We start from the raw sequence: 25937 nt of genomic DNA on the forward strand, positions 1-25937 counted from the left end.
CGCAGGGCCCCGTCACCGCTCCAGCAGCATCCGCTGCAGCTCCCGTGCGGCCCGCGGCGGGGCCACGTCGCTGCGGTGGGCGAGGGCGATGGTGCGGTGCAGGCCCGGGCGGGCCAAGGGGGTCACCCGCAGTCCGCGGCCGGAGCGCGCCGCCACCATCCGCGGCACCACGGCCATCCCCAGCCCCGCCCGCACGAACCCCAGCACCGCGTCCATCTCCCCGCCCTCCACGGCGAAGTCCGGCTCGAACCCGGCGGAGCGGCACGCCGCGACCGTCAGCTCCCGCAGGTCGTACCCGTGCCGGAACATCACCAGCCGCTCGCCCTCCAGGTCGGAGATCCGCACCGCACGCCGCCCGCCGCCCGGCCGGGGCGACTCCGGGGACGACACCACCACCAGGTCCTCCCGCAGCAGCTCCACCGTGGTCAGCGCCGGTGACGCGGTGGGCAGCGGCAGCACCACCAGCGCCAGATCGAGGGCGCCCCGCGCCAGCTCCCGCACCAGGTCGTGCGAGCCGCCCTCCTCGATCATCAGCCGGATGCCGGGATAGCGGTCGTGGAAGGCGCGCAGCACGTCCGGCAGCAGTCCGGTGCACAGGCTCGGGGTGGCGCCCAGCCGCACCCGTCCGCGCCGCAGCTGCACCAGCTCCAGCACCTCGTGCCGGGCGGTGTCCGCGTCGGCCAGGATGCGCCGGGCCAGCGGCAGCAGCGCCTCCCCGGCGTCCGTGAGCGTGATGTTGCCCCGCGCGCGCAGGAACAGGTCGGCGCCCAGCTCCCGCTCCAGCGCCTTGATCTGCTGGGACAGCGACGGCTGGGCGACGTGGACGGTCTCGGCGGCCCGGGTGAAGTGCCGGGTCTCGGCCACCGCCACGAAGTACTGGAGCTGCTGCAACTGCATCCTGCAAGCATACGTTCCCGATAGAAAGAGCCTATGGAAACGAGGCGCACCATGTCTTGGACCGATGGGCCTCTTCCCCCGTAGCGTCCTGTGACATGGCTCTGGCAACGCGGACGGACCGACGGCCGTCCATGGCGCGCACCGTGTGGGACTCGACCGTCGGCAAGAAGACAGTGATGGCGGTCAGTGGTCTCGTCATGCTGCTCTACCTGGTCGCCCACATGATCGGGAACCTGAAGATCTTCTTCGGGACGAGCGAGTTCAACGAGTACGCCCACTGGCTGCGCACGGTCGGCGAACCGTTCATGCACTACGAGTGGACGCTGTGGCTGATCCGCGTCGTGCTGGTCGTCGCCGTCGTCGCCCACGCCACGTCCGCGTACCAGCTCAGCCGCCGCGACATCAAGGCGCGGCCCGACAAGTACGTGCACAAGAGGAAGCGGGCCAGTTACGCGACCCGCACCATGCGCTGGGGCGGGATCATCCTCGGCCTGTTCATCGTCTGGCACATCCTGGACCTGACCACCGGCACCGTGCACAGCGGCGGCTTCGAGACGGGCAAGCCCTACCAGAACGTCGTGGACACCTTCTCCACCTGGTACGGCAACGTCATCTACATCGTCGCGATGCTCGCCCTGGGCCTGCACATCCGGCACGGCTTCTGGAGCGCCGCCCAGACCCTCGGCGCCGGCAGCCGTACCCGCGACCGCGCCCTGAAGACCGTCGCGAACGTCCTCGCGCTGCTGCTCACGGTCGGCTTCGTCGCCGTCCCCGTGGGCGTGATGACCGGAGTGGTGAGCTGACATGACAACCTACGCCGACTACACGACCGGTGAGCCGGTCGCCGACACCAAGGCCCCCGCCGGTCCGGTCAACGAGCGCTGGGACACGCGCCGTTTCGAGGCGAAGCTGGTCAACCCCGCCAACCGGCGCAAGCAGACCGTCATCGTCGTCGGCACCGGCCTCGCGGGCGGCTCGGCCGGCGCGACCCTCGCCGAACAGGGCTACCGCGTCGTCCAGTTCTGCTACCAGGACTCCCCGCGCCGCGCCCACTCCATCGCCGCGCAGGGCGGCATCAACGCGGCGAAGAACTACCGCAACGACGGCGACTCGATCCACCGGCTGTTCTACGACACCGTCAAGGGCGGCGACTTCCGCTCCCGCGAGTCCAACGTGCACCGGCTCGCCCAGATCTCCGTCGAGATCATCGACCAGTGCGTGGCCCAGGGCGTGCCCTTCGCCCGCGAGTACGGCGGCCTCCTCGACACCCGGTCCTTCGGCGGCGTCCAGGTCTCCCGTACGTTCTACGCCCGCGGCCAGACGGGCCAGCAGCTGCTGCTCGGCGCCTACCAGGCGCTCAGCAGGCAGATCGCGGCCGGCAACATCGAGATGCACCCGCGCACCGAGATGCTCGACCTGATCGTCGTGGACGGGCGGGCGCGCGGCATCGTCGCCCGCGACCTGATCACCGGGAAGATCGACACGTACTTCGCGGACGCGGTGGTCCTGGCGAGCGGTGGCTACGGCAACGTCTTCTACCTCTCCACCAACGCCATGAACTCCAACGCGACCGCCGTCTGGCGGGCGCACCGGCGCGGTGCCTACTTCGCCAACCCCTGCTTCACGCAGATCCACCCGACCTGCATCCCGCGCACCGGCGACCACCAGTCCAAGCTGACGCTGATGAGCGAGTCGCTGCGCAACGACGGCCGGATCTGGGTGCCCAAGGCCAAGGGCGACGACCGCCCGGCGAACAAGATCCCCGAGGACGAGCGCGACTACTACCTGGAGCGCATCTACCCGTCCTTCGGCAACCTGGTCCCGCGTGACATCGCCTCCCGCGCCGCGAAGAACGTCTGCGACGAGGGCAGGGGAGTGGGCCCCGGCGGCCAGGGCGTCTACCTCGACTTCGCCGACGCCATCAAGCGCATGGGCCGCAAGGCGGTCGAGGCCAAGTACGGCAACCTCTTCGACATGTACCACCGGATCACCGACGAGGACCCCTACCAGGTACCGATGCGGATCTACCCCGCCGTGCACTACACGATGGGCGGACTGTGGGTCGACTACGACCTCCAGACCACCGTCCCCGGCCTGTTCGCCGTCGGCGAGGCCAACTTCTCCGACCACGGCGCCAACCGCCTCGGCGCCTCCGCGCTGATGCAGGGCCTGGCCGACGGCTACTTCGTCCTGCCGGCCACCATCAACGACTACCTCGCCCGCAACCCGCACAAGGACGAGGTCGACGACGCGCACCCGGCGGTGCAGGAGGTGCTGGCCGAGACCGAGGACCGGCTGGGCCTGCTCCTCTCCGTCGACGGCGACCGCACCCCGGACTCCTTCCACCGCGAGCTCGGGGAGCTGATGTGGGAGTTCTGCGGCATGGCCCGCACCGACTCCGGCCTGCGCAAGGCCCTGGAGCGCATCCCGCAGATCCGCGAGGAGTTCTGGCGGCGCATCAAGGTCCCCGGCACCGGCGAGGAGTTCAACCAGTCGCTGGAGAAGGCCAACCGCATCGTCGACTACCTGGAACTCGCCGAGCTGATGTGCCTCGACGCGCTGCACCGCGCCGAGTCCTGCGGCGGCCACTTCCGCGAGGAGTCCCAGACCCCCGACGGCGAGGCGGCCCGCAAGGACGACGAGTTCGGCTACGCGGCGGCCTGGGAGTTCACCGGCACCGGCGAGGCGCCCACCCTGCACAAGGAAGACCTGGTCTTCGAGTACGTCCACCCCACTCAGCGGAGCTACGCATGAAGCTCACCCTGCGCGTCTGGCGGCAGAAGAACGCCGACGCCGAAGGCGCCATGTCCACGTACGAGGTGGACGGAATCTCCCGCGACATGTCCTTCCTGGAGATGCTCGACACCCTCAACGAGGAGCTCATCCTCAAGGGCGAGGACCCGGTCGCCTTCGACCACGACTGCCGCGAGGGCATCTGCGGCGCCTGCTCGCTGGTCATCAACGGCGACGCCCACGGCCCCGAGCGCACCACCACCTGCCAGCTGCACATGCGGTCCTTCCAGGACGGCGACACCATCGACATCGAGCCGTGGCGGGCGTCCGCGTTCCCGGTCGTGAAGGACCTGGTCGTCGACCGCTCGGCCTTCGACCGGATCATCCAGGCCGGCGGCTACATCACCGCGCCGACCGGTGCGGCGCCGGAAGCCCATGCCACGCCGGTGCCGAAGCCGGACGCCGACTTCGCCTTCGAGCACGCGGAGTGCATCGGCTGCGGGGCCTGTGTCGCGGCCTGTCCGAACGGCGCGGCGATGCTGTTCACGTCCGCGAAGGTCAACCACCTCAACGTCCTGCCGCAGGGCGCGCCCGAGCGGGAGACCCGCGTGCTGGACATGGTCGCGCAGATGGACGACGAGGGCTTCGGCGGCTGCACCCTCACCGGCGAGTGCGCGACGGCGTGCCCGAAGGGCATCCCGCTCGTCTCCATCACCAGCATGAACAAGGAATGGCTGCGGGCCACGCGCAAGGTGGCGAAGAAGTAGCCCCGACGACGTTCGCCGAAAGGTGCGGACGGACGGGGCCGGGAGAGGTGCTCCTCCCGGCCCCGTTTCGCTTGCGCGGAAGCGTCGTTCGGGAGACCGGCATTCAGCAAGCGCACATCCCCTCTCCCGGCACTGGTCATGTGCAGTACAGCCGGCCTCGGAAGAACTGTGGCGGAGTCGTCCCCACGACCACCGTTCTCACCACCAGGAGAGCACCCATGACCGGCGTACTGACCGCAGACCGTCCCCCGAAGCCCGCCGCACCCCACCGCTACACCGTGACCCTCGCCCGTGACGAGGAGGACGTGCGGGCCGCGCAGCGGCTGCGGCACGACGTCTTCGCCGGGGAGATGGGCGCCCTGCTGGCGAGCCCGCAGCCCGGGTACGACGTCGACCCCTTCGACGCGTACTGCGACCACCTGCTCGTGCGCGAGGAGACGACCGGGCAGGTCGTCGGAACCTACCGGCTGCTGCCGCCGGAACGCGCGGCCGTCGCCGGACGGCTGTACGCGGAGGGCGAGTTCGACCTCGCCGCGCTGGACGCGATCCGCCCCGGACTGGTCGAGGTCGGCCGCTCCTGCGTGCACCCCGACCACCGGGACGGTGCCGTCATCGGGCTCATCTGGGCCGGGATAGCCCGCTACATGACCGACCGGGGCCACGAGTGGCTGGCGGGCTGCTGCTCGCTCCCGCTCGCCGACGGCGGCGCCCTCGCCGCCGGTGCCTGGGACCGGGTGCGGGCCAAGCACCTGGCCCCGGAGGAGTACCGGGTGCGGCCGCTGCTCCCGTGGATCCCGCGCGCCGCGGCGCCCGCCGCCCGCACCGAGCTGCCGGCCCTGCTGCGCGGCTACCTCCGGCTCGGCGCCTGGGTCTGCGGGGAGCCCGCCCACGACGTGGACTTCGGCGTCGCCGACCTGTACGTGCTGCTGCCGATGAGCCGGGTCGACCCGCGCTATCTGCGGCACTTCCTCTCGCTCGTCCCGGCCTGATGAGCGCCTGGCTGCCCACCGCGCCCTGCACCCCCGGGGCGTGCGTGGAACGCTCCCGGGACGCGGCGGCCCTGCCGCGTGCCGTGCTGCGGCTCACGGCGGTGGCCGTGCTGCTGCTCGTCGGGATCGCGCTCGCGCTGACGCCGCTCGGCGGGAGGATCCCCGACGCCCTGGTGCGGCGCTGGTGCCGGTGGACCGTCCGGGCGGCCGGCGTCCGGGTCCGGGTGGCGGGGGCCGCCGCGCCGGCCGGCGGTCTGCTCCTCGTCGCCCCTCACGTCTCCTGGCTCGACATCCCGCTGCTCGCCGCCGTGCGCCCCGCCCGGATGCTGGCCAAGAGCGAGATACGGCGGTGGCCGGTGGCGGGCCCGCTGGCCGCGCGCGCAGGGGTGCTGTTCATCGAACGGGACCGGCTGCGGGCCCTGCCCGACACGGTCGCCACGCTCGCGCGCGCCCTGCGCGAGGGCGCGGCGGTCGCCGCCTTCCCCGAGGGCAGCACCTGGTGCGGACGGGCCAGGGGCAGCTTCCGCCGAGCCGTCTTCCAGGCCGCCCTGGACGCCGGGGTGCCGGTCCAGCCGGTCCGCATCCGGTACCGGACCGCGGAGCGGGCGGTGAGCACGGCGCCCGCGTTCGTCGGCGAGGACACTCTGCTGGCCTCCTTGTGGCGGGTGGCCTCCGCTCGCGGTCTGACCGCCGAGGTCGAGGTGTGCCCCGCCGTCCCGCCCGGCCGCCACCGCGACCGCCGCGCGCTGGCCGAGGCCGCCCAGCCGGACGGTCCCGGAGGGCCGGCGGTCCGGCACGGTCACCAGGAGAAAGCACCTTCGAAAAGTATGTGCGCTTTGTGACTGGTGTGTCGTTTTCGTACGCCTGATGCGGAAATCCGGAAGGCAGGCACTCGAAGGCACTCCGGAAGGAGGGTGATGCCAGATGATCACCCGTGAAGAGATCGCCAACGTCCTGGACCAGCCGGTCTACGACGGTGACGGCAACAAGATCGGCGACGCCAAGCACGTCTTCTTCGACGACCTGACCGGGCGTCCCGAGTGGGTGAGCGTCAAGACGGGCATGTTCGGCTCCAACGAGTCCTTCGTCCCCATCCGCGACGCCGCGATGGTGCGGGACCACCTCGAGGTCCCTTACCGCAAGGACCAGGTCAAGGGCGCGCCCAATGTCGACGTCGACGCGGGCGGCCATCTGTCGGAGAGCGAGGAGCACCGGCTCTACGACTACTACGGCATCAACTGGGACAGCGTGCTGTCCGAGGCCGAGCGGACCGACGACGGCCGCTGGGCCGCGGGCCCCGGCACCAGGCCCGGCACCGGCAGGCGCATGGGTACGGGCATGGGCACGGGCATGGGCACCGGCACGGGCGGGGGCGCGGCAGGGGCGGCCGGCGCGGCAGGAGCGGCGGGCATCGCCGGTACGGCCGGTGCGGCCGGTACGGCGGGCGGCACGGCAGGCCGCCGGGACACCTCCGACCGGACGGGCCTGCGCGGCGACGACGCCATGACCCGCTCCGAGGAGCAGATGCACGTCGGCGTCGAACGGCACGAGTCCGGCCGGGCCAGGCTGCGCAAGTACGTGGTCACGGAAGAGGTCGAGCAGACCGTTCCGGTGACCCACGAGGAAGTGCGGGTGGAACGCGAACCGATCACGGACGCCAACCGCGGCGAGGCGCTCTCCGGCCCGGAGATCAGCGAGGCCGAGCACGAGATCACGCTGCACGCGGAACGCACCGTCGTGGAGACCGAGGCGGTGCCGGTGGAACGCGTCCGGATGACCACGGAGGAGCACACGGAGAACGAGACGGTGCGCGGGCAGGTCCGCAAGGAGCGGATCGAGGCCGTGACCGAGGAGGTCACCGAGGACGACGACGCGCGGCGGGGCCGCACGTAGCCGCCACCGGCCGTCACCGCGAGGACGTGCGCCGGTGAAGCGACTTCACCGGTGCGTCCCGCCGTCCGTCTTCCGGCTGTCCGTCCCGCCGTCCATCGCCCGGGCCAGATACGGGGCGGTGGCACTCGTGTCCGCCCGCGCCACCACGGCCGGCGGTCCCGCCGCGACGATCCGGCCGCCCGCGTCGCCGCCGCCCGGACCCAGGTCGATCACGTGGTCGACCCCCGCCACCACGCTCATGTCGTGCTCGACGACGACCACCGTGTGCCCGGCGTCGACCAGACCGTGCAACTGGCGCATCAGCACCTCGACATCGGCCGGGTGCAGACCGGTCGTCGGCTCGTCGAGGAGGTACAGCGTGTGGCCACGGCGCCCCCGCTGCAACTCGCTCGCCAGCTTGATGCGCTGCGCCTCCCCGCCGGACAGCTCGGTGGCCGGCTGGCCGAGCCGCAGATAGCCCAGCCCGACGTCGAGCAGCGCGGCCAGGCTGCGCGCCACGGGCTCGGTGTCCGCGAAGAACTCCGCCGCGTCCTCCACCGTCAGTGCCAGCACCTCGGCGATGTTCCGCCCCCGGTACGCCACTTCGAGCGTCCCGGGGTTGTACCGCGCCCCGCCGCAGTCCGGGCACGGCGCGTACGTACTCGGCAGGAACAGCAGCTCGACGCTGACGAACCCCTCGCCCTGGCAGGTCTCACAGCGCCCCCCGGACACGTTGAAGGAGAAGCGGCCGACGCCGTAACCCCTCTCCCGTGCCTGGTCGGTGGCCGCGAAGACCTTGCGCACGACGTCGAACAGGCCCGTGTAGGTGGCCAGGTTGGAACGCGGGGTGCGTCCGATCGGCCGTTGGTCGACGGAGACCAGCCGGCCGACCCCGGGCAAGTCCTCGGTGATCTCACCGATGAGCGTCGACTTCCCGGAGCCGGAGACGCCGGTGACCGCCGTGAGGACGCCCAGCGGGAACTCGGCGGTCACCCCGCGCAGGTTGTGCCGGGTGACCGGGCCGACCGTCACGGTGCCTCGCGGGCTGCGCACCCCGCGGAGGGGGGCGGGGGAGCGGTCGAAGAGGTGGCGGGCGGTCGCGGACTCCCCGACGTCGGCCAGCCCCGCGACCGGACCGCTGTACAGCACCCGCCCGCCGTGCTCGCCCGCCCGCGGACCGACGTCCACGATCCAGTCGGCGCCGCGCATCACGCCCAGGTGGTGCTCCACCACGAACACCGAGTTGCCGGCCCGCTTCAGCCGCTCCAGCACCGTCAGCAGCGCCTCGGTGTCCGCCGGGTGCAGTCCCGCCGACGGCTCGTCCAGGACGTAGACGACCCCGAACAGCCCGGAACGCAGCTGCGTCGCCAGCCGCAGCCGCTGCAGCTCGCCCGCCGACAGGGTGGGCGTCGCCCGGTCGAGGCTCAGATAGCCGAGGCCCAGTTCGACGACGGGCGCGATGCGGGAGGTGAGGTCCCCGGTGAGCACCCGGGCCGTCTCCCCGTCCGTCGGCAGCGCTTCGGCGAGCTCCGTGAGGGGCAGCGCGGCCAGCTCCGCGATGGTGCGGCCGCCGACGGTCACCGCCAGGGCCTCCGGCCGCAGCCTGCCGCCGCCGCACAGGGGGCAGGGGGCACTGGTGAGGAAGCGTTCGGCCTTCGCCCGCAGCGTGGCGCTCTTCGAGTCCGAGAACGTCTTCATCACATACCGTCGGGCGCTCATGTACGTGCCCTGGTACGGACGCTGGATGCGGCCCGCCTCCCGCACGGGGTGGACCGTGACCACCGGCTGCTCGTCCGTGAAGAGGATCCACTCCCGCTCCTCGGCGGGCAGCTCGCGCCAGGGCCGGTCCACGTCGTAGCCCAGCGCGTCCAGCACGTCCCGCAGGTTCTTGCCCTGCCAGGCGCCGGGCCACGCGGCGATCGCGCCGTCCCGGATCGACAGCGAGGGGTCGGGGACCAGCAACTCCTCGGTCGTACGGTGCACCCGGCCGAGCCCGTGGCACTCGGGGCACGCCCCGGCCGTCGTGTTGGGCGAGAAGGCGTCGGAGTCGAGCCGCGGCGCGCCCGGCGGGTGGTCGCCGGCCCGGGAGAACAGCATGCGCAGCGAGTTGGACAGGTTGGTGACCGTGCCCACCGAGGACCGGGACGTCGGCGCCGCGCGGCGTTGTTGCAGCGACACGGCGGGCGGCAGCCCGGTGATCTCGCCCACCTTCGGGGCACCGACCTGGTGGATCAGCCGGCGGGCGTACGGCGCGACCGACTCGAAGTAGCGCCGCTGCGCCTCCGCGTACACCGTCCCGAAGGCGAGTGACGACTTTCCCGACCCCGACACGCCGGTGAACACGGCCACCACGTCCCGGGGGATGTCCACGTCCACGCCCTTGAGGTTGTGCTCGCGGGCGTCGCGCACCCGGACGTACGGGTCGTGGGGGCTGTGCATCGCGGGGAACTCCGTACGGTCTGCGGCCACGGCCGGTGGGACAAACCCCGCGATTCTACGCCGGGGTGGCGGACGCCCCCGCGCCGACGACGCGGGCGAGCCGCCGGTAGGAGTCCAGCAGCGCCTCGCGGTCGTACGTGCTGGTGGTGACCAGGACCTCCTGTGCGCCGGTCTCCTTGAGCAGCGACTCCAGCTCGTCGGCGACCTGTTCCTCGGTGCCGGCGAGGTGGCCGGCGAGACCGGCCTCGTAGAGGTCGCGTTCCTTGGCGGTCGTCGTCCGGGCCTCGACCTCCTCGGCCGGGGGCAGGGGAGGGAAGGAACCGCGGGTGCGGGCGTGGGCCATGGACCAGGCCTCCGGGACCAGGAGCCGCCGGGCCGCCTCGGGGGTGCCGGCCACGGCGATCGTGCCGGAGACGACGACATACGGCTCCGGGCTCCACTCGGAGGGGCGGAACCCGGCGCGGTAGCGGTCGATGCCGCGGCGCATGCGGTCGCGGTCGCGCAGGTCGCCGATGACCATCGGCAGGCCCGCACGGGCCGCGACGGCCGCGCCCTCGCCCATGGCCAGCACGAAGGGCGGGACGGTCAGCCCCTCCGCGGGGCGGGCGTGCACGCCGGTCGGGGAGGAGCCCCGGAACCAGCCGAGCAGCTCGTCCAGTTGGGCGTCGAAGTCCTCGGCGTCGTCCTTGTCCCGGCCCAGCGCCCTGCGGACGCCGTCGGTGAAGCCCACCGAGCGGCCGAGCCCCATGTCGATCCGCCCGGGGAAGAGCGACTCCAGCACACCGAACTGCTCGGCGACGACCAGCGGCCGGTGGTTGGGCAGCATCACGCCGCCGGTGCCGACCCGGATGCGGCGCGTGGCCCCGGCCACGGCGGCGGCCAGCACGGTCGGCGCCGAGCCGGCCACCCCGGGCACACCGTGGTGCTCCGAGACCCAGAACCGGTGGTAGCCGAGCCGCTCCGCCTCCCGCGCCAGCTCCACGGTGTCGCGCAACGCCTGCGCACCGGAATGGCCCTCGCGGATGCGGGAGCGGTCGAGGACGGAGAACCGGGTGTTCGCGATCAGGGAGCTCACACGGGGTTCAACGCCTGCGCGGCGCCATGATTCCCGCGGGCGCCCGGCGTGCGCCTAGGCCCTGTCGTCACATTCCCGCCTGCCCGGCGGCGTCTGGCACGCACGCTCGCCGCGTTGCCGAACCGCCCACGTGGCTCCGCCACGAGGGCGCTCCGGCGCCTTGCGATCGCACGCACCAGACGCCGCCGGGCCCGCCCGCCGGGCGGACGACGGGAATGTGACGACGGGGCCTAGGGTGGGACGGGTGACCGACAGCAGCAGGCCCCCGCTGGCCGTGTTCGACCTGGACAACACCCTCGCCGACACCGCGCACCGGCAGCGGTTCCTGGAGCGCCGGCCGCGGGACTGGGACGCCTTCTTCGCCGCCGCGCCGCACGACCCGCCGCTCGCGGAGGGCATCGCGCTGGTGCGGGCGAGCGCCGGGGAGTGCGAGATCGTCTACCTGACCGGACGACCGGAGCGCTGCCGGCGGGACACGCTCGACTGGCTGGCCGCGCACGGCCTGCCCGAGGGCCCCGTGCACATGCGGGGCAACGCCGACCGTCGGCCCGCCCGGCGCACCAAGCTGGAGATTCTGGGCCGGCTCGCCCGTACCCGCGAGGTGCGGGTCCTCGTGGACGACGACGAGCTGGTGTGCGACGACGCCGAACGGGCCGGATTCACGGTCGTCCGCGCGCGCTGGGCGGCCCGGTCGGCCGAGCTGCGGATCGCGCAGGAGCGCGAGGGGCGCACCTGACCTTCCGGTGGGCGGTCAGGCCGAGTCCTCCAGGCGGAAGCCGACCTTCAGACCGACCTGCCAGTGGGCGACCTGCCCCTCCTCGATCTGGCCGCGCACCTGGGTCACCTCGAACCAGTCGAGCTTGCGCAGGGTCTGCGAGGCGCGGGTGATGCCGTTGCGGATGGCCTGGTCGACGCCGTCGGGCGAGGTGCCGACGATCTCGGTGACCCGGTAGGTGTGGTTCGACATGCGGGTGCTCCCTTCCGCGGTGCGGAGGTGTGTCGTCCGTCACTCCACCGTGCCCCAAGCCGCGGCGGAGCGCGAGGCGTCGGGGGCCCGGCGGGGGCCGACCCTTGACCTTCGCATTGGTACATACCAAAATCCCAGACACCCGTTCGAGCCTCGGGCTCGTCCCCCACGTCGGGTCTCCCTTCGCGTGCGCAGGACATCCGTGTCCGCCTCCGCTCCCTGTTCGTCAGACAGAAGGACCCCTCGTGAGACGTCGCCTCCTCGCCCTGGTCTGTGTATCCGCCTCCCTCCTCAGCGGCTGCGGCCTGATGTCGCAGGACGCCGGGAGCGAGCGGAGCACCGTCACCCTGTGGCTGATGAAGGACAGTGCCTCGCAGGACTTCCTGGAGCGGTTCACCGAGGAGTTCGAGCGCGAACACCCCGGCTTCGACCTCGACATCCGCATCCAGGAGTGGACCGGCATCGGCGACAAGGTGCAGGCCGCGCTGAAGGCCGACGGCACGGACGGACCCGACGTCGTCGAGGTCGGCAACACCCAGGTCCCGCAGTACGCGGAGGGCGGCCGGCTGATGGACCTGACGCTGGAGTCGATGCGCGACTGGGGCATCCGCGAGTGGCTGCCGGGCCTCGCCGAACCGGGCCAGTGGATGTCCCAGCAGTTCGGCATCCCCTGGTACGCCGCCAACCGCGTGGTCATCTACCGCAAGGACCTGTTCGAGAAGGCCGGCATCACCGAGCCGCCGCGCACCCGCGAGGAGTGGCTCACCGCCACCGAGCAGCTCGACTCGGGCGGTGACCAGGGCATCTACCTGGCCGGGCAGGACTGGTACACGCTGTCCGGCTTCATCTGGGACGAGGGCGGCGAACTGGCCGGACAGGAGGGCGGCGTCTGGACCGGCGCCCTGGACTCCGAGGCCGCCCTGCGCGGCATGGACTTCTACCGCGAACTGCAGGCCCTGGGCGACGGTCCGGTGGACGCCGACGAGGAACACCCGCCGCAGGCCGGGGTGTTCGCCGGGGGCAACGTCGCCCAGATCGTCGCGGTGCCGGGACTCGCCCAGTCCATCGTGCGCGAGAACCCCGAACTCAAGGGGAAGATCGGCTTCTTCCCCGTGCCCGGCAAGACCGCCGACCAGCCCGGCGCGGTCTTCACCGGCGGCTCCGACCTCGTCGTCCCCCGGAACACCGACACCCGGGACGGCGCCCTCGCCGTGGTCGACGCCCTCGCGGGCGAAAAGTGGAACACCGAACTGGCCCGCACCATGAACTACGTCCCCAACAAGACGTCGCTCGCCAAGGCGGTCGCGGACGAGGAGGGGGTCGCGGCCATGGCGGCCGGCGCCGCGCAGGGCCGGGCGACCCCCGGTACGCCCCGGTGGGGCGCGGTCGAGGCGGACAACCCGATCAAGGAGTACATGACGAAGGTGCTCACCGGGGGCGACGCGAAGACGGAGGCCCGCAGGGCCTCCGCCCGCATCACCGAGCTGCTGGACCTCAACGCACGCTGACGCGCCGCCGCCGGTCGCCGCCGCTCACCGCACCACGTTCACCGCACCACGCTCAGCGAGAGCGCGAACCGGTCCTCGCCGTCCGTCCACCAGTGGGCCAGTTCCAGGCCGGCCGCGGCCAGTTCCGACCGCACGCCCTCCTGCCGGAACTTCGCCGACACCTCGGTGCGCAGCTCCTCCCCGTCGGCGAAGTCCACGGCCAGGTCGAGTGCCTGGACCTTGACCGTCTGCGCGGTGCGCGAACGCAGCCGCATCTCGATCCACTGCCGTTCGGCGTTCCACAGCGCCACGTGCTCGAAGGCGTCGGGCGTGAAGTCGGCCTCCAGTTCGCGGTTGATCACGGACAGCACGTTCCTGTTGAAGGCGGCCGTCACCCCGGCCGCGTCGTCGTACGCCCGGACCAGCACCCGCTCGTCCTTGACCAGGTCCGTCCCCAGCAGCAGGGCGTCACCGGGCGAGAGCAGCGCCCGTACGGCGGACAGGAACGCGGCGCGCTCGTCCGGCAGCAGGTTGCCGATCGTGCCGCCGAGGAACGCCACCAGCCGGGGGCCCGGCGTCTCGGGCAGTGCGAGCCCGCCCGTGAAGTCGGCGATCAGCGCGTGCACCTGGAGGTCCGGCCGTTCGGCGACCAGCGCCCGACCGGCCAGGGTGAGGGCGCTCTCGCTGACGTCGACCGGCACATAGGCGCGCAGATCCGTCAGCGCGTCGAGCAGGAACCGCGTCTTCTCCGAGGAGCCGGAGCCCAGCTCGACCAGGGTGCGGGCGCCGGTCGCCGCGGCGATGTCGCCGGCCCGGTCGACGAGGATCTCCCGCTCGGCCCGGGTCGGGTAGTACTCGGGCAGGGCGGTGATCTCCTCGAACAGCTCGCTGCCCCGCGCGTCGTAGAACCACTTGGGCGGCAGCCACTTGGGCGTGCTCGACAGGCCCGCCAGGACGTCGGCGCGCAGGGCGGCGTCCGTGGCGTCCTCGGGCAGCGTGCGGGTGAGGCGGAACGGGCTCACGTGCGGGGCTCCTTCGGGGAGACGGGGGCGGCTGCGGTCGCCGGTGCGGGGGCGCTGTCGCCCGGGTCCTTGAGCGGGGTGAGCAGCACGTCCGTGCCGCTCGCCGAGAGCAGGGTGCGGTCGGGGACCTCCTGCCAGTGCGGGTCGTCGTCGTAGGGCTCCGAGGCGACGACCGTGCCCCCGCCGGGGCGGGTCAGGTACCACAGGGTGTCGCCCCAGGTGGTGGCGGTGACGGTGGCGCCGTCGGTGAGCAGCAGGTTGAGCCGGGAGGCGGGGGCCGCCGCGGCGACCTCCAGCACCGTCTCCGCGAGCGCCCGGCCCCCGTCGTCCCCGGCGCGCAGCCGGGCCAGGACCAGCGCCCACACGAGCGCCGAGTCGTTGCGGGCCTCCAGCGACAGCAGGTCCTCGGGCGGCAGCGTCCCCGCCACCCGGGCCAGCGAGCCGGGCCAGCCGCCCACGGCACCGTTGTGGCTGAACAGCCAGGTGCCCGCCGCGAACGGCGCCGCGGCGGCCTCCGCGTCCGCGCCCGACAGCGTCGCGTCCCGCACGGCGGCGAGCAGCGCGCCGGTCCGCACCACCCGGGCCAGGTCGGCGAAGGACTGGTCCGCCCAGATCGGCCCGGCCCGGCGGTACCGGGCCGGCACCGGGTCGCCCCCGGCGTACCAGCCGACGCCGAACCCGTCGGCGTTGACCGTGCCGTACCGCTGGTGCCGGGGGGCCCAGGACTGGCGGTACAGGGCGTGCGGCGGCTCCACGAGGACGTGGCCGAGCGGCCGCGTCGGCCCCACGTAGGCGAGGTGGCGGCACATCAGGAGCCCTCCGCCGACCGGGCCGTGCGGAACCCGGAGAAGATCTGCCGCCGGATCGGATAGTCCCAGTTGCGGAACGTGCCCCGGCAGGCCACCGCGTCCACGGCGAACGAACCACCGCGCAGCACCTTGTGGTCGGGGCCGAAGAACACCTCCGAGTACTCCCTGTACGGGAACGCCCGGAAGCCCGGGTACGGGGCGAAGTCGCTCGACGTCCACTCCCAGACATCGCCGATCAACTGCCGTACCCCGAGCGGCGACTCACCGGCCGGGTAGCTGCCGGCGGGCGCCGGGCGCAGATGCCGCTGGCCGAGGTTGGCGTGCTCGGGACCGGGGTCGGCGTCGCCCCACGGATAACGGGTCGAGCGGTCGCCGGCCGGGTCGTGGCGGGCGGCCTTCTCCCACTCGGCCTCGGTGGGCAGCCGCCGCCCGGCCCAGCGGGCGTACGCGTCGGCCTCGTACCAGCACACGTGCACCACCGGCTCGTCCGCCGGGACCGCCTCGGTGACCCCGAAGCGGCGGCGCAGCCACTGCCCGCCGTCCCGGCGCCAGAACAGCGGGGCGGTGACGGAGTGCCGGCGGATGTGGTCCCAGCCCTGCGGAGCCCACCAGCGCGGGTCGTCGTAGCCGCCGTCGTCGATGAACGCCCGGTACGCGCCGTTGGTCACCGGCGTGGTGTCGATGAAGAAGGGCGCCACCTCGCGCCGGTGCGCGGGGCGTTCGTTGTCCAGGGCCCACGGCTCGGTCGAGGTGCCCATCGTGAACGGGCCGCCGGGCACCAGGACCTCCGCCGGGCCGGTGAACAGCGGCACGGGCTCCGGGTCCGGGGCGGTCAGGGCCTGCGGGCCCTTGCGGAGCTGGTGGGTGATCAGCATGGTCTCGTCGTGCTGCTGCTCGTGCTGGGCGATCATCCCGAAGGCGAAGCCCGCCTCCGTCAGCCGCGTCCCGTGGAACGCGGTGCTCTCCAGCACGTCCAGCGCCCGTCCGCGCACGTCGGCCGCGTACCGGCGGGCCTCGTCGGGCGCCAGCAGCGGCAGCTTCGGGCGGTCGGCGCGGGGATGCTCGAAGGCGTCGTAGAGGCTGTCGATCTCGGGGCGTATCGCCTCCTGCCCGGCGACGGCGCGCAGCAGCCACTGCTCCTCCTGGTTGCCGATGTGCGCCAGGTCCCAGACGAGCGGCGACATCAGCGGCGACACCTGCGCGGTCAGGTCGGGGCCCTCCACGCAGCTGGTCAGCAGCGTGGTGCGGTCGCGGGCCGTGACGAGGGTGGTCAGGGCGCGCTCGCGCAGGGCGTCGGCGTCGACGGGAACCTCGGTGGTGGCGGCGGGGTCGGTCATGAGTGGGTCTCCCTCCCGTACGGGCCACGGCTCGCGCCGCCGCGCAGGTCCAGCAGATCGTCGGCGGGGCAGCGGCCCCGCAGGACAAAGCGCTCCACGAACGCCGCGACGGCGTCCGTCACCGCGGCGGTGGCACCGAGCCGGGGCAGGGCGGCGAGCGCCGCCGTGAAGCACGTGACGGCCGCCTCGCGCAGCTCCGGATCGGTGAGGGCGTCGCGGGCCGCGTCCCGGTACAGCGGGTTGTGCGGAGCCGGCCGGCCGAGGGTGCGCTCGGCGAGGGGCTTCACGGCCCGGTAGGCGGTCTCGGTGGCCTCCGGGTCGTCGAACAGCGCCGCCGTCACGGCGAGCGGCACCATCCAGCCGTCGTCCCCGGGCTGCGCGTCGATCATGCGCAGCTCCAGGTGGCCGCGCGGCCTGACCGGCGGGAACAGCGTGGTCAGGTGGTAGTCGAGATCCTCCCGGGTCGGTGGTCTCGGCGCCCGGTTCCTGGTCCAGTCCCGGAAGGTCAGGCCCTCCGGTACGTCCCAGGGCGCGCCGTCGTCCCGGCGTACGCACATCACCGGGGCGTCCAGGACGTGCCGGGTCCAGGTGCCGCGCGGGTCGGCGTCCAGCGGGGGGCCACCCGCCCGGCCGGTGCCGATGCCGGTCCAGCGCAGCTGCCGCGTGGACCGCCAGCCGGTGGGCCGGCCGCAGGCCAGCGGGGAGTTGGCGAACGCGGCCAGCAGGACCGCGCCCAGCTGGTGGGCCAGCCACCAGCGGCGTACGTGACCGAGCGGGCCGGGCTCCTCGTACCCGGCGTCCAGGCACACCTGCACGGAGGCGGAGGTGCACATCATGAAGCGGCCGGCGGGGCCGGTCCGGTCGAGGCAGGCCTCCATGGCGTCGTAGCGCGGCTGTCGCAGGAAGCGGCGCGGTGCGTGCCAGGGGTCGTGGCCGAGGCCGACGAGGGCGAGTCCGTCCTCGCGCAGGACCGCGCGGACGGCGTCCAGGTCGGCGGCGACCGTGCCGATGCACTCCATCAGGGAGGTGGCGGGGAGCGAGCTCAGCTCCAGCTGGCCGCCGGGCTCGACGGTCAGCGGCGACGTCAGGGGCACGGTCCGCAGAGCGGAGTAGAGCGCTTCGAGCCGTTCGGGTGACACGGGGAGCCGCGGCGCGCGCAGCTCGTGGACGAGCCATTCCACCTCGACGCCGAGACGCCTGGGCGGGCCGGTCTTGAAGCAGATGCCGTGGACCAGCGCCTCGACCTCGGCTTCGGTGACAGTGGTGCGTGGCCGGGTACAGCCACTTACCGCATCGGACATGTCGGGATCCTCCTGAGATTCCATCCATGCCGCCGACCCTTGTGCGGTGGGCCGGGTCGGCACACTCGTCCCACCCAAGACCCTCGTGCCGCTCCGCACAAGGGTGCATATCGGGGCATCTCAGCTCGGTAATCTCCGCGACCCGTCCGTTTCCGGGGGCTTTCCCCGGCGTTCGCCGGTCGGGAAACTCCGTTGCACCGCCTCACCAGCATCACCCAGGATTCCTGCATGAGCACGACGGGGGAGACCGCGCGGTGCGCGGTCATGGCGTCCACGGGGGTGGCGCCATGAGCGCGCGCCTGCGGGGCATCGCACAGCAGACCGAGCAGATCGTGGCGGCGGGGTCCTACCGCACGACCGACGGACGAGAGGTGCCGATCGGGGCGGCGGCCGAGGCGGCGCGCGAGGGTACGCGGATGTACGGACCGGAGCCCGTGGAGGTGCCCCCGCTCACCCCGGTGCGGACGGTCCTCGAGGTCACCGGCGAGAGCAGCCTGGAGGCCGCCCACCGCCTCGGCGGCGACGTCGCCGTGCTGAACTTCGCCTCCGCCCGCAACCCCGGCGGCGGCTATCTCAACGGCGCCCAGGCCCAGGAGGAGGCGCTGTGCCGGGCCTCCGCGCTGTACACCTGCCTGCTGCGGGCCCGCGAGTTCTACGACCACCACCGCGCCCACCGCGACCCGTTCTACACGGACCGCGTCATCCACTCGCCCGCCGTGCCCGTCTTCCGCGACGACCGCGGACGGCTGCTGGACGAGCCGTACACCGCCGGCTTCCTCACGTCCCCCGCGCCGAACGCGGGCGTGGTGCTGCGCACGGCCCCGGAGCGCGCCGCCGAACTGCCCGCAGCCCTGACCGCACGCGCCGAGCGGGTGCTGGAGACGGCGGCGGCCCAGGGGTACCGGCGGCTGGTGCTGGGCGCCTGGGGCTGCGGGGTGTTCCGCAATGACCCCGGCGAGGTCGCGGGCGCGTTCCGGACCCTGCTCGGACCCGGCGGACGGTTCGCGTCGGCCTTCGAGCGGGTGACGTTCGGCATCCTGGACCGCACGCCGGGCGGCACGGTCCGGGCGGCGTTCGAACGCGCCTTCCCCGAGGGCGGCCGGTGGCCGGCGGGCACCGGGTCACGACCCGGAGGCCGTCGGCTCCGGTCGTAGCGCTCCCGCAGCCGCTGCCGTCACCAGCTGCGCGCCGCCTCCCGCAGCCGGTCGCGGACCCGGGTGACGTCCGGGTTGGTGTCGGCGCCGGGGCGCTGTGCGAGGAACAGCGTGTTGAGCGGGGGCTCCTCCGGTTCCCGCAGCAGGACGAGCCGACCGGAGTCGAGGTACTCCTGGCACAGCGAACGGGGCAGCACGCTGTAACCGGCGCCCGAGTTGACCGCCGACAGCACGGCGTACAGGTTCGGCACCGTGACCGCGGCGCGGGCGGCGAGCTGCTTGCCGAAGACGGTCCGCCAGTAGCGCCGCACGATCGGCAGATCCTCCGCGTAGGTGACCAGCGGGACGTCCCGGAGCGCGGCGCACGGGTCGTCGTCGGTGTCGGGGTGGCCGGCGACGTGCCGGGCCCAGGAGGGCGCCGCGACCAGCGCGTACTCCTCGTCGGCCAGCGGAACCGAGGGCAGGGCGCGCCCGCGCGGGCGGCGCGTGGCGATCACCAGGTCGTGCCGGCCGGCCCGCATCTCCTCCAGCAGCGGCTCGGTCAGCCCCTGCACGACGCGCAGCTGGACGCCGTCGGCGACGAGCGGCGCGAGCGCGGGCAGCACCCGCACGCACAGCAGCTCCGAGGGGCCGGCCAGGTGGACCGGCGCGGCGCGTCCGGCCAGGGCGCCGCCGCGCCCCTCCAGCGAGGCCAGCGCGTCCAGCGGTCCGGCGATCTCGGCGGCCAGTTCATGGGCGAGCGGGGTGGGCTCCACACCCCGGGCCAACCGGGTGAACAGCGGACGGCCGGTCTGCTGCTCCAGGGTGCGGATCTGGGCCGTCACGGTGGGCTGGGACAGCCCCAGCAGCGGGGCCGCCGCCGTGAACGAGCCGGAGCGGTGGACGGCCAGGAAGGTGCGCAGCAGGTTCAGGTCGGCGTGCGCCGGAAGCCGCCCGCCCTCGCTGCGCGCCTCGCCCGCGACGGGGAACCGGTTCTCCATGCCTCCCAGCGTAACGACGTCGGCCATCGGCACTCCGATGGCAGTGATCGGCCACCCTATTGGTCGCCCGATGGCAAGCCGTCCTACCGTCGAGGACGTCGCCGAGTGGCAGCGGCCACCCCGAGCGGCAACCATGCAGCCAGGAGCATCGAGAGGACCCGAGCCCCTCATGACCATGCAGAACGCCATCAACTGGCCGGAGAAGTACCTGCCCGGCACCGGCGACAACTTCGTCTCCAACGAGGTGATCGTCCAGGGCCCGACCGCCGCCGAGGTGTGGCGCCACCTCGTCGACACCTCCACCTGGGAGTCGTACTACGACAACGTCGCCGACATCTCCTTCCCGAACGACGACGGCCCCGAACTGCGCCAGGACACCGCCTTCGGCTTCGGCACCTTCGGCTTCCCGCCCCTCGCGGCGCACGTCGTCGAGTTCCAGGCCCCCGCCGAGGGCGTGCCCGGCCGGCTGTCCTGGACGGCGAAGCAGGACGGCACGCCCGAGGAGCGGCTCGACGTACTGCACGCCTGGCTGGTGGAGGACCTGCCGAGCGGCCGGGTCCGGATCCTCACCCAGGAGACGCAGATCGGCCGACCTGCCGCCGAACTGGCGCGGCAGACGCCGAACCCGATGCTCAACGGTCACCAGGCCTGGCTGGACGGACTGGTCCGCGCCGCCCGCGGCCGGGTGGCAGGCTGATCACCGGGCCGTCCGGCCGACCGTGTGCACCGGAGACCGAACGAGCCACGACAGACACCGAACGAGCCACGACCGAAGGAGTCCGCATGTCCAAGCCGCCGCTGCCGCCCGAGGCGGTCGAACTGCTGCGCCGCCCCAACCCGTGCGTCATGGCCACCCTCCGCTCGGACGGCGCCCCCGTCTCCACACCCACCTGGTACCTGTGGGAGGACGACGGTCGTGTGCTGATCAACCTCGACGAGGGCCGGGTACGCCTGGGGCACCTGCGCCGCGACCCGCGCGTGACCCTCACCGTGCTCGCGGACGACGACTGGTACACGCACGTCACGCTCATCGGCCGGGTCGTCGAGACCGGCGACGACGAGGGGCTCACCGGCATCGACCGTCTCTCCCGGCAGTACACGGGCAAGCCCTACCCCGACCGGGTGCGCGCCCGGGTCAACGCCTGGATCGAGGTCGAGCGCTGGCACGGCTGGGGCACGATGAAGGACAGCGACCAGGCGTCCACCTGACCCCGGCGGTGTCCGGCCGGGCTACTGGCCCACCCTGCCGTCGACGCACTCGCGCAACAGGTCGGCGTGCCCGCAGTGCCGGGCGTACTCCTCGATCCTGTGCACCATCAGCTCGCGGACCGAGGTGTTGTCCTTGCCCAGACGCTCGCCCAGGTCCGGGTGCGCGGCCAGCGCGGCGTCGGTCTCCGCCTGCTCGCGCTCCAGCGCGCGGTACGCGGCGTCGGCCTCGGCCTGTTCGGCGACCGCCCCGTCGAAGTCCCCGTCCTTCTCGCCGTACAGCTTCGGCAGCGGGTCACCGTCGGTGATCCAGTTGCGCCAGTCGCGTTCCACCTCGGCGAGGTGCCGGATCAGGCCGAGCAGCGACATCGTCGACGGCGGAACGGACCGGCGGGCCAACTGCTCCGCGTCGAGACCCTCGCACTTCATCCGCAAAGTCATGCGGTAGCCCGTCAGGAAGTCCTGCAGCGTGGCGAGTTCGCCGTCCGGGCCGGCCCCCTCGCGGGGGTCGTCCTCCGGGTCGACCCACATGTCGGCGTACGTGGTCGCCCGGCTCCAGCGTGCGGGTTGGTCACTCATGGGTTCCCTGTTCGTCCGTGCGGGACCGGGCCCGTCGCCGCCCCCGCGTCGATGTGACTGTCTAGTCCCTGCGCCCGGTCGTGGCCACCGTGACGCCGAGACCGATCATGGCCAGGCCGCCCACCCCGCCGACCGCGGACAGCCGGCGCGGTGAGCGCGCGAACCAGTCGCGCGCGGTGGCCGCGAGCAGCCCCCACACGCTGTCGCAGGCCACCGCGATGATGTTGAAGACCAACCCGAGCAGCAGCATCTGAGCGGCGACCCCGCCCTGGTCCCGGTCGACGAACTGCGGCAGCACGGCCGCGAAGAACACGATGGTCTTGGGGTTGGTCACACCGACGGCGAACCCCTCCCAGAACGTACGCCGGCCCTCGGCGTGCGCCTGCGCGTCACCGGCGAACGCGGTGCGCAGCGAGCCGCGTTCGCGCCACGCCCTGACCCCGAGGTGGACGAGGTAGGCGGCGCCCGCCAGCTTGAGGACGGTGAAGACGACGACCGAGCGCTCCACCACCGAGCCGACCCCCAGGGCGACGGCGACGACGAGGACGTACGCCCCGAGCGTGTTCCCCACGACCGTGGTCAGCGCGGCGCGACGGCCATGGGCCAGGGCCCGCCCGACCACGAACAGCACGCTGGGGCCGGGGATCACGACGAGGAGGAACGACAGCGCCGCGAAGGCGAGAAGACGGTCGGCGGACACCATGGCGTCATGCAAGCACGGGCCGGGCGGCGCCTTCCACGGGATTTCCGGGTGTCGACACCCCGGAGGGCCTCGTCTATGATCCACGGCGCGGCATCGCGTGTCGGTCACCGTCCGGGTGAGGCATGGAGGCGCCGCGGAGATGCCCGCGGAGGCATTGACCCGTGTCCGTCGAGTTCAACCACACCATCGTTCTCTCCCGCGACCGGGAGAAGTCCGCCCACTTCCTCGCCCACGTCCTGGGGCTGGAGGTCGGCGAGCCGGCCGGAATGTTCCTGCCCGTGACGACCGCCAACGGCGTCACCCTCGATTTCGCCACCGTCGACCTCGACATCCCCGTGCAGCACTACGCGTTCCTCGTCTCGGAGGACGAGTTCGACGCGATCCTCGCCCGGCTCGTCGAGGGCGGTACTCCGATCCAGGCCGACCCGCACGGCAGGCACCCACGCCGGATCAACCGCAACGACGGCGGTCGGGGCGTGTACTTCAGCGACCCGTCCGGGCACGGCATGGAGGCCTTCACGCGCCCCTACGGCAGCGACCCCGCCTCGCCGCTGAACGGCGTCACGGAGGACGTCCCCGGGGCGCGCTGACCCGCCTGGCCGGGCGGGGCCTACCGGGTCAGCAGCTTCCGCAGCGCCCCGGCGACCTCGTCCGGTGCCTCCTCCGCCATGAAGTGCCCGCAGTCGACGGTGTCGTGCCGCAGGTCCGGCGCCCAGGCCCGCCACAGCGCGGCGGCGTCGTAGCCGAGGGCCGCACCCCAGTCCTGCTGGAGGACGGTCACCGGCATCCGCAGCCGGTTGCCGCTGTCGCGGTCGGCCCGGTCGTGGACGACGTCGATGCCGGCCGAGGCCCGGTAGTCGGCCACGATGGACGGCACCGCCTCGCGGGACGCCTCGAGATAGGCGGCGCGGACATCGGCGGGCAGGGCTTCGGGCGCCCGGGTCCAGATGTCCAGGAAGTGGCCGAAGAACGCGTCCGGCGCGGCGCCGATCAGCTGCTCCGGCAGCCCCGGCGGCTGTGCCATCAGGTACAGGTGGAAGCCCACGGCCGCCGTGGTGCCGTGCAGGACGTCCCACATGTCCAGGGTCGGCAGCACGTCCAGCGCGGCCAGGTGCGTCACCGCGTCCGGGTGGTCGAGCCCGGCCCGGACCGCGACGAGGGCGCCCCGGTCGTGCCCGGCCAGCGCGAACCGCTCGTGCCCGAGCGCCCGGGCGAGGGCGACGACGTCGGCGGCCATCGTCCGCTTGGCGTACGCGGTGCCGTCGGCGTCGGCCGGCTTGTCGCTGGCGCCGTAGCCGCGCAGGTCGGGGCAGATGACGGTGTGGTCGGCCGCTAGGTCGGCGGCGACGTGCCGCCACATCAGGTGGGTCTGCGGGAAGCCGTGCAGCAGCACGACCGGGCTGCCGGAGCCGCCGACGGCCACGTGCAGGGCGACGCCGTCGGCGACGGTGACGCGGTCGTGGGCGAAGCCGGGGATGGTCGGTGTCATCGGGTTCGGTACCTCTCTGGTTCTGGTTCCGGTTCGGCCTGGTGCCGCTCCGAGCCGGGCCTGACTGCTGCTCCGAGCCTGCCCGGCGTGAATCAGCAACCGATCAGCACGCGTACCGTGGTGATCCGGCGAGCGGTGCTGATCGGAGCTGACGGAAGATGGACGCGGTCACGTTCGGTGTGCTCGGACCGGTCACGGCCGAGCGCGACGGCGACGTGCTCGCCCTGAAGGGCCCCCGGCACCGCGCGGTCCTGGCCCGGCTGGTCCTGGCCCGGCGGCGGGTCGTCCCCGTCGCCCGCCTGGTCGAGGACCTGTGGGACACACCGCCGCCCCGGGCCGTGGGAGCGGTGCGCACCTTCGTCGGCGATCTGCGCCGCGCGCTGGAACCCGACCGCCCGCCGCGCGCCCCGGCCCGGCTGCTCGTCACCGAGGGCCCCGGGTACGCCCTGCGCGCGCTGCCGGACGCCGTGGACGCGTGGCGTTTCGAGACGGCCGTCGCGCAGGCCGACCGGCTGCCCGCCGCGCAGGCCCCGGCCCTGCTGACGGAGGCGCTGGGGGAGTGGCGGGGATCCGCGTACGCCGAGTTCGGCCAGGAGGAGTGGGCCCGCGGTGAACGCTCGCGCCTCACGGAGCTGCGCCTGCGCGCGGTCGAACGCCGGGCGGAACTCCTCGTCGACCTCGGCCGGGCCGCGGAGGCGGTCCCCGACCTGGACGCCCACCTGGCCGAGCACCCCTGGCGCGAGGAGGCCTGGCGACTGCTGGCCCTCGCCCTGTACCGCACCGGACGCCAGGCGGACGCCCTCGCGGTGCTGCGCCGGGCCCGCGCCCTGCTGGCCGGGCACCTGGGCGTCGACCCGGGGCCCGGACTGCGCCGCCTGGAGGCCGGCATCCTCGCCCAGGACCCGGTCCTGGACCCGCCCGCCGAACCGGCGGAGACGGCGGCCCGGCTGTGGGCCCGGGCGACCGAGGCGTACGACCGCACGGTCGCCGCCGGTGCCCACGCCCGTCTGCAGTCGACCGTCGGCCTGCTGGCCGACCTTGCGGTCACCGGCGGCGGTGGTCTGGAGGCGGCCCGGGAGCAGCGGACGGCGGCGGTCGCGGCGGCCGAGGAGACGGGGGACGCGGAGCTGACGGCCCGGGTGATCGGCGCCTACGACGTCCCCGCGATCTGGACCCGCAGCGACGACCCCGCACTGGCCCGGCGGATCGTCGCAGCCGCCGAACGCACGCTCGCCGTCCTCCCGGACGACCCCGCCGCCGACGCCGCCCGCTGCCGTCTGCTCGCCACCGTCGCCGTGGAGTCCCGGGGCGTACGGTCGCCGCGCGGGCCGCGGGCGGCGGACGAGGCCGAGCGGATCGCCCGGCGTCTGGACGACCCCGCCCTGCTGGCGTTCGCCCTCAACGGAGCCTTCATGCAGTCCTGCACCACCGCCGGACTCGCCCCCCGCCGCGACGCGATCGGAGCCGAACTCGTCGCCCTCGCCGCCCGGCACGACCTGGTCAACCACGCGGTGCTCGGCCACCTCATCCGCCTCCAGGCGCGCTCGGCCCTCGCCGACCTCGCCGTCGCCGACGAGCACGCCACCGCCGCGGACCGACTGGCCGAACGCCACGAACGGCCGCTGGTGCCCGTCTTCACCGACTGGTACCGCGCCCTGCGCCACGCCGTCACCGGCAGCCCGTACGAACGGACCGAGGCCGCCTACCGGTCCGCCGCCGCGCGGCTCGACGGCGCGGGCATGCCGGGACTGGAACGCGGCCTGCTGCCCCTGGCCCTGCTCGGCCTGCGCCTGGCCCGCGGACGGCCGGCCCGGGTCGACCCGCGTGCGGACTGGGGCCCCTACCGGCCCTGGGCCGCACCGTTCGCCCTGCTGGCCGCGGGCCACGACACCGAGGCCCGGACCGCACTGCGGGCCCTGACGGAACCCCCACCCGACCTCCTGTACGAGGCCCTGTGCTGCGCCGAGGCCGCGCTCGCGCTGGACCTCGGCGACCGCCCGGCGCTGGAGCGGACGTACGCACGCCTGCTGCCCGCGTCCGGGGAACTCGCGGGCGCGGGCAGTGGGTTGCTCACCTTCGGGCCGGTCGACGACTGGCTCGCGGCGATCCGGCGGGCCCTCGGTCCGTGAAG

At 73.5% G+C, this 25937-nt stretch carries 25 protein-coding genes; 13 read left to right on the forward strand and 12 right to left on the reverse strand.

Features of this window, described 5'->3' with window-relative positions; translation table 11 throughout:
* Positions 1–12: 12 nt before the first annotated feature.
* Positions 13–897 carry a LysR family transcriptional regulator gene (locus ACIGO6_RS06500; protein ID WP_399872168.1) on the reverse strand — a complete coding sequence of 295 codons (885 nt, stop codon included), beginning with the start codon at positions 895–897 and terminating at the stop codon, positions 13–15.
* Between the two features lie 131 nt (positions 898–1028).
* Between ACIGO6_RS06500 and ACIGO6_RS06505 the strand changes: the two genes are divergently transcribed.
* The 6 genes from ACIGO6_RS06505 to ACIGO6_RS06530 all read left to right on the forward strand — a co-directional run bounded on the left by ACIGO6_RS06505 (position 1029) and on the right by ACIGO6_RS06530 (position 7279).
* Entirely contained in the window at positions 1029–1700 is a 672-nt protein-coding gene (locus ACIGO6_RS06505; RefSeq protein ID WP_399873585.1) for a succinate dehydrogenase, read from the forward strand.
* Between the two features lies 1 nt (position 1701).
* Positions 1702–3651, forward strand: a complete 1950-nt coding sequence (locus tag ACIGO6_RS06510) for a fumarate reductase/succinate dehydrogenase flavoprotein subunit (RefSeq protein ID WP_399872170.1) — start codon at positions 1702–1704, stop codon at positions 3649–3651.
* The gene (locus tag ACIGO6_RS06515; RefSeq protein WP_399872172.1) at positions 3648–4397 is read left to right on the forward strand and encodes a succinate dehydrogenase/fumarate reductase iron-sulfur subunit; all 750 of its coding nucleotides are present in this window, start codon (positions 3648–3650) and stop codon (positions 4395–4397) included. The genes ACIGO6_RS06510 and ACIGO6_RS06515 overlap by 4 nt, the downstream gene beginning before the upstream one ends.
* Positions 4398–4615: 218 nt before the next feature.
* Positions 4616–5386 (forward strand): GNAT family N-acetyltransferase, encoded by a 771-nt coding sequence (locus ACIGO6_RS06520; protein WP_399872174.1) that lies wholly within the window; start codon positions 4616–4618, stop codon positions 5384–5386.
* Entirely contained in the window at positions 5386–6228 is an 843-nt protein-coding gene (locus ACIGO6_RS06525; protein ID WP_399872176.1) for a lysophospholipid acyltransferase family protein, read from the forward strand. Before ACIGO6_RS06520 ends, ACIGO6_RS06525 begins: the two co-directional genes overlap by 1 nt.
* Positions 6229–6310: 82 nt before the next feature.
* Positions 6311–7279, forward strand: a complete 969-nt coding sequence (locus ACIGO6_RS06530; protein WP_399872179.1) for a DUF2382 domain-containing protein — start codon at positions 6311–6313, stop codon at positions 7277–7279.
* 45 nt (positions 7280–7324) lie between these two features.
* Here ACIGO6_RS06530 and ACIGO6_RS06535 read toward each other — a convergent pair whose 3' ends face one another.
* Positions 7325–9697, reverse strand: coding sequence for an ATP-binding cassette domain-containing protein (locus tag ACIGO6_RS06535; protein ID WP_399872181.1), 2373 nt, complete (start codon positions 9695–9697; stop codon positions 7325–7327).
* Positions 9698–9752: 55 nt separating this feature from the next.
* A complete protein-coding gene (locus ACIGO6_RS06540; protein ID WP_399872183.1) occupies positions 9753–10772 on the reverse strand; it encodes an LLM class flavin-dependent oxidoreductase in 1020 nt (339 codons plus the stop codon).
* Between the two features lie 244 nt (positions 10773–11016).
* On the opposite strand from ACIGO6_RS06540, the gene ACIGO6_RS06545 reads away from it, so the two are divergent.
* Positions 11017–11508 (forward strand): hypothetical protein, encoded by a 492-nt coding sequence (locus ACIGO6_RS06545; RefSeq protein ID WP_399872184.1) that lies wholly within the window; start codon positions 11017–11019, stop codon positions 11506–11508.
* 15 nt (positions 11509–11523) lie between these two features.
* Here the strand turns inward: ACIGO6_RS06545 and ACIGO6_RS06550 are convergent, their stop codons facing one another.
* Positions 11524–11739 (reverse strand): dodecin, encoded by a 216-nt coding sequence (locus tag ACIGO6_RS06550; protein WP_399872188.1) that lies wholly within the window; start codon positions 11737–11739, stop codon positions 11524–11526.
* Positions 11740–11984: 245 nt separating this feature from the next.
* Between ACIGO6_RS06550 and ACIGO6_RS06555 the strand changes: the two genes are divergently transcribed.
* A complete protein-coding gene (locus ACIGO6_RS06555) occupies positions 11985–13247 on the forward strand; it encodes an extracellular solute-binding protein (RefSeq protein WP_399872191.1) in 1263 nt (420 codons plus the stop codon).
* A gap of 38 nt (positions 13248–13285) precedes the next feature.
* On the opposite strand, the gene egtD is transcribed toward ACIGO6_RS06555, so the two are convergent.
* Genes egtD through egtA form a run of 4 tightly spaced genes read right to left on the reverse strand, consistent with a single transcriptional unit; the run spans position 13286 to position 17695 of the window.
* Positions 13286–14248, reverse strand: a complete 963-nt coding sequence (gene egtD, locus ACIGO6_RS06560) for an L-histidine N(alpha)-methyltransferase (protein WP_399872193.1) — start codon at positions 14246–14248, stop codon at positions 13286–13288.
* Positions 14245–15057, reverse strand: coding sequence for an ergothioneine biosynthesis protein EgtC (gene egtC / locus ACIGO6_RS06565; RefSeq protein WP_399872195.1), 813 nt, complete (start codon positions 15055–15057; stop codon positions 14245–14247). Before egtC ends, egtD begins: the two co-directional genes overlap by 4 nt.
* Positions 15057–16394, reverse strand: a complete 1338-nt coding sequence (gene egtB, locus ACIGO6_RS06570) for an ergothioneine biosynthesis protein EgtB (RefSeq protein WP_399872197.1) — start codon at positions 16392–16394, stop codon at positions 15057–15059. Before egtB ends, egtC begins: the two co-directional genes overlap by 1 nt.
* On the reverse strand, positions 16391–17695 hold the full coding sequence (gene egtA / locus ACIGO6_RS06575; RefSeq protein ID WP_399872200.1) for an ergothioneine biosynthesis glutamate--cysteine ligase EgtA: 1305 nt from the start codon (positions 17693–17695) through the stop codon (positions 16391–16393). Before egtA ends, egtB begins: the two co-directional genes overlap by 4 nt.
* A gap of 287 nt (positions 17696–17982) precedes the next feature.
* On the opposite strand from egtA, the gene ACIGO6_RS06580 reads away from it, so the two are divergent.
* Complete coding sequence (locus ACIGO6_RS06580) at positions 17983–18849, forward strand: TIGR02452 family protein (protein ID WP_399872203.1); 867 nt, start codon at positions 17983–17985, stop codon at positions 18847–18849.
* Positions 18850–18869: 20 nt separating this feature from the next.
* Here ACIGO6_RS06580 and ACIGO6_RS06585 read toward each other — a convergent pair whose 3' ends face one another.
* A complete protein-coding gene (locus tag ACIGO6_RS06585; RefSeq protein ID WP_399872206.1) occupies positions 18870–19829 on the reverse strand; it encodes a LysR family transcriptional regulator in 960 nt (319 codons plus the stop codon).
* Positions 19830–19998: 169 nt separating this feature from the next.
* On the opposite strand from ACIGO6_RS06585, the gene ACIGO6_RS06590 reads away from it, so the two are divergent.
* Together ACIGO6_RS06590 and ACIGO6_RS06595 are read left to right on the forward strand one after the other, a co-directional pair.
* Positions 19999–20526, forward strand: a complete 528-nt coding sequence (locus tag ACIGO6_RS06590; RefSeq protein ID WP_399872209.1) for an SRPBCC domain-containing protein — start codon at positions 19999–20001, stop codon at positions 20524–20526.
* An 86-nt stretch (positions 20527–20612) separates the two neighbouring features.
* Positions 20613–21038: a PPOX class F420-dependent oxidoreductase gene (locus ACIGO6_RS06595; RefSeq protein ID WP_399872212.1), complete on the forward strand. Its 426-nt coding sequence runs from the start codon at positions 20613–20615 to the stop codon at positions 21036–21038.
* Between the two features lie 21 nt (positions 21039–21059).
* On the opposite strand, the gene ACIGO6_RS06600 is transcribed toward ACIGO6_RS06595, so the two are convergent.
* Both ACIGO6_RS06600 and ACIGO6_RS06605 read right to left on the reverse strand, forming a co-directional pair.
* Positions 21060–21614 carry a DinB family protein gene (locus ACIGO6_RS06600; protein ID WP_399872215.1) on the reverse strand — a complete coding sequence of 185 codons (555 nt, stop codon included), beginning with the start codon at positions 21612–21614 and terminating at the stop codon, positions 21060–21062.
* Positions 21615–21675: 61 nt separating this feature from the next.
* Entirely contained in the window at positions 21676–22317 is a 642-nt protein-coding gene (locus ACIGO6_RS06605) for a LysE family translocator (RefSeq protein WP_399872217.1), read from the reverse strand.
* Between the two features lie 161 nt (positions 22318–22478).
* Between ACIGO6_RS06605 and ACIGO6_RS06610 the strand changes: the two genes are divergently transcribed.
* Entirely contained in the window at positions 22479–22907 is a 429-nt protein-coding gene (locus tag ACIGO6_RS06610) for a VOC family protein (RefSeq protein ID WP_399872219.1), read from the forward strand.
* Positions 22908–22927: 20 nt separating this feature from the next.
* Here the strand turns inward: ACIGO6_RS06610 and ACIGO6_RS06615 are convergent, their stop codons facing one another.
* A complete protein-coding gene (locus tag ACIGO6_RS06615; RefSeq protein WP_399872221.1) occupies positions 22928–23806 on the reverse strand; it encodes an alpha/beta fold hydrolase in 879 nt (292 codons plus the stop codon).
* Positions 23807–23964: 158 nt separating this feature from the next.
* Here ACIGO6_RS06615 and ACIGO6_RS06620 point away from each other — a divergent pair, with 158 nt between their 5' ends.
* Entirely contained in the window at positions 23965–25935 is a 1971-nt protein-coding gene (locus ACIGO6_RS06620) for a BTAD domain-containing putative transcriptional regulator (RefSeq protein ID WP_399872224.1), read from the forward strand.
* Positions 25936–25937: the final 2 nt, after the last annotated feature.

This window comes from Streptomyces sp. NPDC053750, from assembly GCF_044544295.1.
Classification (GTDB): domain Bacteria; phylum Actinomycetota; class Actinomycetes; order Streptomycetales; family Streptomycetaceae; genus Streptomyces.

Excerpts from the sequence above, each read along its gene's own strand:
- ACIGO6_RS06500 (WP_399872168.1), bottom strand. The coding sequence starts at position 897 with ATGCAGTTGCAGCAGCTCCAGTACTTCGTGGCGGTGGCCGAGACCCGG.
- ACIGO6_RS06505 (WP_399873585.1), top strand. The coding sequence starts at position 1,029 with ATGGCGCGCACCGTGTGGGACTCGACCGTCGGCAAGAAGACAGTGATG.
- ACIGO6_RS06510 (WP_399872170.1), top strand. The coding sequence starts at position 1,702 with ATGACAACCTACGCCGACTACACGACCGGTGAGCCGGTCGCCGACACC.
- ACIGO6_RS06515 (WP_399872172.1), top strand. The coding sequence starts at position 3,648 with ATGAAGCTCACCCTGCGCGTCTGGCGGCAGAAGAACGCCGACGCCGAA.
- ACIGO6_RS06520 (WP_399872174.1), top strand. The coding sequence starts at position 4,616 with ATGACCGGCGTACTGACCGCAGACCGTCCCCCGAAGCCCGCCGCACCC.
- ACIGO6_RS06525 (WP_399872176.1), top strand. The coding sequence starts at position 5,386 with ATGAGCGCCTGGCTGCCCACCGCGCCCTGCACCCCCGGGGCGTGCGTG.
- ACIGO6_RS06530 (WP_399872179.1), top strand. The coding sequence starts at position 6,311 with ATGATCACCCGTGAAGAGATCGCCAACGTCCTGGACCAGCCGGTCTAC.
- ACIGO6_RS06535 (WP_399872181.1), bottom strand. The coding sequence starts at position 9,697 with ATGCACAGCCCCCACGACCCGTACGTCCGGGTGCGCGACGCCCGCGAG.
- ACIGO6_RS06550 (WP_399872188.1), bottom strand. The coding sequence starts at position 11,739 with ATGTCGAACCACACCTACCGGGTCACCGAGATCGTCGGCACCTCGCCC.
- egtC (WP_399872195.1), bottom strand. The coding sequence starts at position 15,057 with ATGTGCCGCCACCTCGCCTACGTGGGGCCGACGCGGCCGCTCGGCCAC.
- egtB (WP_399872197.1), bottom strand. The coding sequence starts at position 16,394 with ATGACCGACCCCGCCGCCACCACCGAGGTTCCCGTCGACGCCGACGCC.
- egtA (WP_399872200.1), bottom strand. The coding sequence starts at position 17,695 with ATGTCCGATGCGGTAAGTGGCTGTACCCGGCCACGCACCACTGTCACC.
- ACIGO6_RS06580 (WP_399872203.1), top strand. The coding sequence starts at position 17,983 with ATGAGCGCGCGCCTGCGGGGCATCGCACAGCAGACCGAGCAGATCGTG.
- ACIGO6_RS06585 (WP_399872206.1), bottom strand. The coding sequence starts at position 19,829 with ATGGAGAACCGGTTCCCCGTCGCGGGCGAGGCGCGCAGCGAGGGCGGG.
- ACIGO6_RS06590 (WP_399872209.1), top strand. The coding sequence starts at position 19,999 with ATGACCATGCAGAACGCCATCAACTGGCCGGAGAAGTACCTGCCCGGC.
- ACIGO6_RS06595 (WP_399872212.1), top strand. The coding sequence starts at position 20,613 with ATGTCCAAGCCGCCGCTGCCGCCCGAGGCGGTCGAACTGCTGCGCCGC.
- ACIGO6_RS06600 (WP_399872215.1), bottom strand. The coding sequence starts at position 21,614 with ATGAGTGACCAACCCGCACGCTGGAGCCGGGCGACCACGTACGCCGAC.
- ACIGO6_RS06605 (WP_399872217.1), bottom strand. The coding sequence starts at position 22,317 with ATGGTGTCCGCCGACCGTCTTCTCGCCTTCGCGGCGCTGTCGTTCCTC.
- ACIGO6_RS06615 (WP_399872221.1), bottom strand. The coding sequence starts at position 23,806 with ATGACACCGACCATCCCCGGCTTCGCCCACGACCGCGTCACCGTCGCC.
- ACIGO6_RS06620 (WP_399872224.1), top strand. The coding sequence starts at position 23,965 with ATGGACGCGGTCACGTTCGGTGTGCTCGGACCGGTCACGGCCGAGCGC.